The following is an 8,322-nucleotide window of genomic DNA, read 5'->3' as shown; positions in this document are numbered from 1 at the left end:
GTATCGTCAAAAGGCATTTGTCCTTTGACTTCGCCTTTCATTTTTCCGCCGGCAATCAAGAAATTATCCAAACGTCCTTCTTCTTCACATTTGTGAATGGCATATTCGATGGTTTTTTCTTGAACCTTTTTGATGATGGGTAGCCAAAAAGCATCGGTTAATTTTACATTCTGAATATTAACTGGAGTGATGGTATATCCAGCGTTTTTTGCTGCACTATTCTGAGCATTTGTTTTGCCTGAAAAGGAAAACAACACCATCAGATAAAGGGAATATTTTTTATATTTTACAATTTTCATTAGTCTAAAATTTTTCTAAGGTGCAAGATAAATAAAATAAGTGTATAAAATACATTTTTAAAATAAATTAAATTTTTTTATAACGTTGGCCATAAATCAGCATCCCATTGTAATTCTTTTACTTGTAACAATGGTCTTCCATTTTGTTTTGAATCGTAGGCGTGATAAATGATATAATCTTTCCCGTCAAAAGTATAGGTGCTGTTGTGCCCTGCACCAAACCAGTTTTTGTCTCCTTGAATTAATAAAGTTCCGCCACCTTCGGTTAATAATTTTCCGTCTTTGTCAACGTATGGACCAGTGATGGTTTTGGATCTGCCAACGACTACTTTGTAGGTACTTTTTTCGCCTCGACAGCACAAATCCCAAGATAGAAATTCATAATAATAACCATTCTTTTTGAAGATAAAAGGAGCTTCTAATGCGCCATCACCTGGGTCGGAATCGGCTAACTCGAATGTTCTTTTGCGCTTGGCAATAGTGTGCCATTCTTGTGGTTGTGCAATTGATTTTAAATCGGAACTCAATTTGACCATTTTTAACCCTTCCCAAAAAGAGCCAAAAGCGAGCCAAGGGGTATTGTTTTCATCGAAAGTCAAATTAGGATCGATGGCATTCCAGAGGTCTCTATTAGGAATGGATTGAATGACAATTCCCTGATCTACCCATTTGTAAGCGGGGTCTTTTGGATCCAAAGTAGTATTGGTTGTCACTCCAATGGCCGAAGTATTTTTTGCGAAAGCGGAAACCGAATAATATAAATAATAAGTATTGTTGTGAAAAGAAATGTCCGGTGCCCAAATATGATTGTCAAAACCAGGAACCACTGAATCCGCCCAAACAGGTTTTTCTGGAAATATTTGTGATTCCTTATTCCAATTTTTTAAATCTGTGGAACTAAAAACACTGATGCCTTTTCCTGTGCAGTATAAATAATAAGTGTCTTTTTGTTTGATCATCACGGGATCATGAACGGTAATGTCTTGTGCCAATGATGAGGTGCCAATTAAAGCAATTAAAAAGAAAAAGAATAGGAGTGATATATGTTTGTGAAGTTTCATGTTTTATTTTTTTTAACCATATAAGTCATTTAAGAAAATAGAAACTCAAATTGGTTTTGTTATTCGTTTATGTTCAATATAATTCAGCGATCTGAAATCTGAATTCTGTAAATTGCCTACTTCGTTATCCCTTCAGTAGTCATAATCACTCTTTTCATAGTCCCGTCTTTATTGTAAAACAAACGGTCAACACAAACAGATCTTCTAAAGCTGCCTCCATTGGGTTCGATGCTTCCATTGTGGTAAATGAAGTACGATTTTCCTTTGAAATCGATTATCGCCTGGTGATTGGTATTTGAATTTCCGGCTATTTCATTCAAAATTCCTTTGTATTCCCATGGTCCGTTGATGGATTTACTCATGGCGTAGGCAATTTTTTCAGGAAACTGATAGGCATACGATAAGTAATACCAGTTGTTGTGCTTGTGAATCCAAGGCGCTTCGGTATAATTCGGTAAAGGAATGGTTTGGATTGGGCCATCAAGTTCTGTCATGTTTGCTTTTAGTTTGGCGTAATGACAAACGGTATTTCCCCAAAAAAGATAGGCTTGTCCATCGTCATCTATCATCACCGTTGGATCGATGTCATCCCAGCTAATATTGGTTTGAGTTGTCATGTCATTTGTAACAAGTGCTTTTCCGAGTGCATCTTTGAAAGGGCCAGTCGGACTGTCTGAAACCGCTACTCCAATAGCTTTTCCATTAATAGTTCCGTGTTCAACAGTAACATACCAGTAAAATTTTCCGTTACGTTCTATTACTTGAGCTGCCCAAGCATCGGATTTTGCCCAAGCAAAATCGGTTACTTTCAGCGGAACGGGATGTTCCTGCCAATGCACCATATCGGAAGAGGAATACACCAGCCATTCGTTCATTTTATAAAAATTAAAATCATTTGGCGCTTCATCATGACCTGCATAGAGATACACTTTGTCTTTGTAAACCAAAGCCGCTGGATCTCCAGTGTATTTGTCTTTGATAATAGGGTTGTTGATGGTAACGTTTCCTCCATTGGCTGAAGCCAAAACATTATCTTGTGCGTTTGTTTTCCAAGACGAAACAAATGCCAAAAGCGATAGGGTTATGATTGTGTTTTTCATTTTTTAGTAAAAAGAATATGTTGGTTAAAACAAATGCCTTTTTTAGATTATTAAAAAAGGCATTTGTTTAGTAATAGATTAATTTATTTTTTTGCCCCAAACAGGTATCCCTGCAGTGGTAAGTCCAGAATAGGTTAGTGTTACTTTGCGGGTGGCACTTTCCCAATCCCAGGCATCGCTTACTTTGCATTTTACGCCATTTACGGTCAATGTTTTGTTTGTGCTGTCATACGCCCAAGTTCCTGAAACGCCACCGCTTACTTTTTTGTCCGCTGTTAAATAGACAGTAGCCGATTTTTGAATGGCGGCATATTGGTAATTCATAGTGATTTGTTCCCATGTTCCAATGAAAGATGCTTCGGTAATGGTAGTTGCAGGCACACCAGCATAACGCTCGGGAGCTACTACTGGCCATCCATCCTCGGTCCATTGGATTTCGCGAACATGTCCCATCATTATGGCATTTGAAACGGCAATTCCCGCTACATCTTTTGGTAAACGAGCTTGTGAAGAGTAAAACCACTGTTTTGTTTCTGGATTTTGGAAAATGGCACAATGTGAAATCCCAACCCAACCTGTATGGCCATTAAATCCGTAAGGATGCGTCAGCATTGGCCAACAATCGGCGCCAGTGGTTACATTGGCACCATCAATTCCTAGGTAAGGTCCCATAATGTTTTTTGAACGGCAAACTCTGGTGTTGTATGGCACATCCAAACCATCATAGGCTAAAAACAAATAATAATATTGTGTGTCTGGATTGTATATAATTTCCGCTCCTTCGGAGGCTTGCCAGCGACTGGTAGCGCTACGTGTTGCGATGCGAGTGCCGTAATCGCTTAAGGTTTTCAGTTGATCTGGTTTTCCAGTAGTTGGATTTAGTTTTAAAGCGGCGATACCAGAATGCCAAGAACCGTAAATTAGGTATTGCTCACCGGCTGGAGTTTCAATAAAACTAGGGTCAATTGCATTGAATTTAAAATAAGCATCATCCCAGTTTCTGGTGCCTGTAAACGAGTATGGTTTTACACCATCGGGTTCTGAACAAACTACCATTCCTTTGTCTTCCCAAACATTGGATGCCAAATCACTTGTCTCGGCCAAACCAATAAAGGCTCTTTCGCCCCAGCTATTATCAAAAGTAGTTCCAATTATAGGGTTGTCGACCACAATGCTATAATACATTCTGTAAATATTCCCGACTTTTCGAACACAAGGAGCCCAATATCCATAATTTGGATTTTCAATTGGTGGTAAAGCAGGATTCATTCTTGCTCTTTTGTTATTCAAAGAATCTTTTACCCAAGCTGGAGCCGTGGTCATTGAGGAACCCATGAATTCCCAGTTAATAAGATCTTTGGAACGTCTGTAGAAAAAATGCCCATGTCCATCTGTCGCATTTCCGTAGGAAGCATCAGTTTGGTACATATAATAATAATCTCCACATTTGGCTACCGACGGATCATGTACGTTGGCTAAATTCCATTTCGAATTATTACCCCAAGAGGCAATGGAGGAATAATTATCGGCGTAGGTAGGCCCATTGAAAGTAGGTGTTGGGGTAGGTGTAGGTGTCGGCGTTGGTGTAGGAGTTGGCTCCTGTGTAGGATCATCCCCTTTGGAACAACTACCCAATGAGACTGCCACAGTTAGTACAAGTACTAAATAGCATGCTACTCTTACAATGGAATTTGATTTTTTCATGGTGAATAGTTTATTTGCCTTCTAACATTATAACTGAGAAAGGAGGAATGTTAACTGTAAGTTTTCCTTTTTTAACATCAAAACCTTTGAAAGGAACGGGTTGTATTTTTGTTGGGTTATCAAATGAATTGAAATCTTGAAGTTTTGATGAAGTTATAGCTTGACCAGTAATAGATTTGATGCCAAGTTCATTAAGGTCAATCTCTACGGTGTTTTCTTTTTTTGAATCCACATTTACTAATGAAATATGAACCAATCCTTTTTTATCTTTCGAAGCTGAAGCTGATAAGGCAGGAAGTGTTTCATCTTTATAAGCGTATAGTGGTGATTTTATGGTAATAGGCAAAAGTTGTGCATCTTGATGTACACTATACATTTGCATTACATAATAAGTTGGCGTCAAGATCATTTTGGCTTTATCGGTAAGGATAACTGCTTGCAAGACATTAACACATTGCGCTAAGTTGGCCATTCGAACTCTGTCTGCGTGATTATTGAAAATATTAAGAGTTGATCCAGCTAAAACTGCATCTCTCATTGTGTTTTGTTGGTACAGGAATCCAGGATTTGTCCCTTTTTCCACTTCATACCAAGCTCCCCATTCGTCTACAATCATTGCCACTTTTTTTTCTGGATCATATTTGTCCATAATGGCGGAGTGTTTGGTAACCAATTCCTCCATTTTCAAAGCTGATTTCATCGTTTGGAAATATTCAAATTCTGTGTAATCCACACCATCTCCTTTTTTTGCCCAATCGATTACAGCATAATGGTGTACTCCAACTCCTCCTAGCATGTTTAGTGGAATGTCTTTCATTAAAGTTTCTGTCCAATTATAATCGGCACTATTAGATCCCGAAGCAATACGAGTTAAACCGCCTGTGTTTTCCCAATCAGACATGAAAGTGGCAAATTTTCTATATTCTCCAACATAATAATCGGCAGTCATATTTCCTCCACAACCCCAAGCTTCATTTCCAACTCCCCAGAATTTTACTTTCCAAGGTTCTGTTCTTCCATTTTTTTTACGCAAATCACTCATTGGACTTTTGCCACCAAAATTGGTATATTGTACCCAGTCTGCCAGTTCTTGTACGGTTCCACTTCCTACGTTTCCTGAAAGATATGGTTCGGCACCCAAAGCTTCACATAGATTCAAGAAATCATGGGTCCCAAAACTATTATCTTCTGTAGTTCCTCCCCACCATTTGTTTACTATTGTAGGTCTATTTTCTTTTGGACCAATACCATCTTTCCAGTGATATGTATCTGCAAAGCAACCGCCAGGCCAACGAAGATTAGGAATTTTTAATTTTTTTAAGGCATCAATAATGTCGTTACGAACACCGGCTGTATTTGGTATTTTTGAAGTGTCACCCACAAAAAATCCACCGTAGATACACCTTCCTAAATGCTCTGCAAAATGGCCATAGATGTTTTTGTTAATAGTTGGAGCATTTGCAGTATTTTTTATGGTAACTACTGTGGTTTCTTTTTGTGCAAAACTCGTTTGGCTACAAAAAGCAATAATGGATAAGAAGAATAAGACTTTTTTCATGATGTTTTAATTTATAAAGAGGGAAGTTGTGGCTTCCCCCTAAATATGATTTTTTTAATATGCAATAGTAGGCCAGCCTCCTGACCATGTAAAATTAACTATTTCCAGTTTAGGATTTCCGCTATCAGCACCGTCATAATAGTGAACAGAACCTTTTTGGGTACCTACAATTCTGGAAATATGTCCTGGACCTATGTAATTTCCAGTTGTTTTTAATACAGTTGTGCCTCCACCGCTAGTTAATGATACGCCGCTTTTATCCACAAATGGACCAAATGGACTCGATGAACGTCCCACTACAATGTAGTAAGTACTATTTACTCCTTGGCAACATGCGCCGCGATTGGCAAACATATAATAATAGCTACCTTCTTTAATTAAGCAAGGTGCTTCCCAACTTGCGTTACTGCCACCGGCAACAATTGTTTTGCTTCCAGTAGTTTTACCAGTAGTCGGATCAATGCTGATGACACCAATACCAGCATGAAACGAACCATAAGCCATATAAACATTGCTTCCGTCTACTAAAATGGAAGGATCAATAGCGTTTACGTCTGAAGATGATGAGGAGGAAACAACAACGCCTCTATCTGTCCATTTTGTCCCTGCACTTTGAGAAATTGAAGGAGCGGTAACCAAACCTATTGCTGAGGTTGCCGATCCAAAAGTAGAGCAGGAATAATACATATTCCAACGGTTATTAAACCATGCTACATCAGGTGCCCAAAATGTTGTTGTAAAACCTGATACATAACTGGTTATCCAACTTGGTGTTGAAGTGAATACGGATGTTCCCCAAGTCCAACTAGCCAAATTTGTTGAGTACGTCATAGGGATATTGTCTCCAGTTGTAAATACATAATAATTCACACCACTTTTTACAATTGTACTTGGATCATGGGAAGGAACATTTCCAGTAACTGTTTTTGCAGTTAAGTTGGAAGAACCAGAAACTTGTAATTCAGCATCCGAAAGAGTAGAAATATCCTCTTTTTGGCAGCTTACTATTATTAAACTTAATAGAACAATGTATGTTTTTATTTTTATCATAATTTAAAATTAAGTGTTGTTTTTAGATAAACTCATGCCATTCTGCGATTCTATTTTAAGTTATAAAATCACGTGGTAACCCGTTTAGGAAATACCACATGATTTTAATAACTAAACTAACTCAAAAAAATATTATATTAATAACTTGGATTTTGTGTCATTCCTGGATTGTTGTCCATATCTAATTGTGGAATAGGGAAATATTCTCTTCCTGGGGCATAGCTATCATATTCTACATCTCTTGATTTTAACCAAGCTAATTTTGCAGCATCTTCTAACCATCCCCAACGGCGAATATCATCAAAACGGTGGCCTTCAAGAGGGAATTCCAAGAATCTTTCGTGTCCTATCTGGTCTCTCATGGCAGCTTGACTTAGTCCAGGTTTTGCAGTGCTTAAGTTTGGTAAACCTACGCGGTCTCTCACCATTTGGATATATGTATATGCTCCCGGAGTATCTCCAGTTTCGTTCAAACATTCAGCATACATTAACAAGATGTCAGCATAACGTAATAAACGCTCGTTGATTCCTGAACGCCAATCATATTCATTAGCATAGGCACCATCTGAGTTTTCATATTTTCTACAGAAAATATCATTCAAATCTCCTGGATTAGCAGCATAAAATGTAGCAAAATCTTGTCCGTAAAGTTTTGTTCCAGGTTTGTTGTAGAACATGGTAGCATCCAAACGAGGATCTACAGCACCTGAAGTTGTTAACTCATCATGGTATTCATTAAATAAAGTCCAAGTTGGTTGTACATCTGTCCATCCGAAAGCTCTTGGAGCATAAGTAATCGCTCTTGCCGAAGTTTTACCCCAGTTTGATGCTGGTATTCCACCCCAACCCAATGCAACTCCACCTGCTTCTCTACTGAATTGAACCTCGAATAAAGATTCTGAATTATTTTCGTTGGCATCTGTAAAGTTATCACGGTAATTAGATACTAGAGAATAAACACCTGAATCAATTACTTGTTTGAATGTTGCTTTTGCATTAGTGAAATCTTTGGTAAACAAATATGCTTTTCCTAAGTATCCTAATGCAGCTCCTTTGGTAGCGCGTCCTTTTTCTCCTGCATCTATACCAGAAATTCCTGTATAAGTTGTAGGTAGTAGATCAGCAGCAGCTTTAAAATCTGCAATTACTTGAGCCCAGCCTTCTTCCTGTGTTTTTTGTGGATAATAAACTGCTATTTCTGTTGGTACTGGAACGTTTTTAAACATGTTTACCATATGAAATAAATACAATCCTCTTAAGAAATAAGCTTGTCCAAGGATTCTATTTTTTAGTGCCGCATCGGCCATATCAATGTTTGGAACATTAGTCAAAACTTGATTGGCTCTAAATATACCTTGATAACAAGTTTCATAGCACCAACCGTAAATGGCAGCATCAGTTACATTTGAGTTAAAACGACCTACGTTGTACATAGCTCCCCATGGACTATTGCTTCGAGTATCATCTCCTTTTAAGTCTAATAGTAATGGGGTACTTCTCATATAGGTTCCATCCGTCAATAAGCTTGAATAAGTGGCATTGATTCCTTC

General features: G+C 38.1%; 6 protein-coding genes and 1 pseudogene. All 7 read right to left on the bottom strand.

What is annotated here, in order from left to right; genetic code table 11:
• Positions 1 to 299 (bottom strand): annotated as a pseudogene (locus tag VFS71_RS08865) (glycoside hydrolase family 127 protein); the annotation flags it as partial.
• Positions 300 to 376: 77 nt separating this feature from the next.
• Positions 377 to 1,360, bottom strand: a complete 984-nt coding sequence (locus VFS71_RS08860; protein ID WP_326400693.1) for an arabinan endo-1,5-alpha-L-arabinosidase — start codon at positions 1,358 to 1,360, stop codon at positions 377 to 379.
• A gap of 116 nt (positions 1,361 to 1,476) precedes the next feature.
• Positions 1,477 to 2,460: a glycoside hydrolase family 43 protein gene (locus tag VFS71_RS08855; RefSeq protein WP_326400691.1), complete on the bottom strand. Its 984-nt coding sequence runs from the start codon at positions 2,458 to 2,460 to the stop codon at positions 1,477 to 1,479.
• 78 nt (positions 2,461 to 2,538) lie between these two features.
• The gene (locus VFS71_RS08850) at positions 2,539 to 4,164 is read right to left on the bottom strand and encodes an arabinan endo-1,5-alpha-L-arabinosidase (RefSeq protein ID WP_326400689.1); all 1,626 of its coding nucleotides are present in this window, start codon (positions 4,162 to 4,164) and stop codon (positions 2,539 to 2,541) included.
• A gap of 10 nt (positions 4,165 to 4,174) precedes the next feature.
• Positions 4,175 to 5,722 carry an alpha-N-arabinofuranosidase gene (locus VFS71_RS08845; RefSeq protein ID WP_326400687.1) on the bottom strand — a complete coding sequence of 516 codons (1,548 nt, stop codon included), beginning with the start codon at positions 5,720 to 5,722 and terminating at the stop codon, positions 4,175 to 4,177.
• Between the two features lie 54 nt (positions 5,723 to 5,776).
• Complete coding sequence (locus VFS71_RS08840; RefSeq protein WP_326400685.1) at positions 5,777 to 6,772, bottom strand: arabinan endo-1,5-alpha-L-arabinosidase; 996 nt, start codon at positions 6,770 to 6,772, stop codon at positions 5,777 to 5,779.
• A 137-nt stretch (positions 6,773 to 6,909) separates the two neighbouring features.
• Positions 6,910 to 8,322 (bottom strand): RagB/SusD family nutrient uptake outer membrane protein (locus VFS71_RS08835; protein WP_326400683.1); only part of this gene is annotated, 1,413 nt, incomplete at its 5' end.

The organism is Flavobacterium sp. (genome assembly GCF_035760125.1).
Taxonomy (GTDB): Bacteria; Bacteroidota; Bacteroidia; order Flavobacteriales; family Flavobacteriaceae; genus Flavobacterium.
Note: the sequence above shows the minus strand (reverse complement) of the source record. Positions and strands in the feature narration are given on the sequence as shown.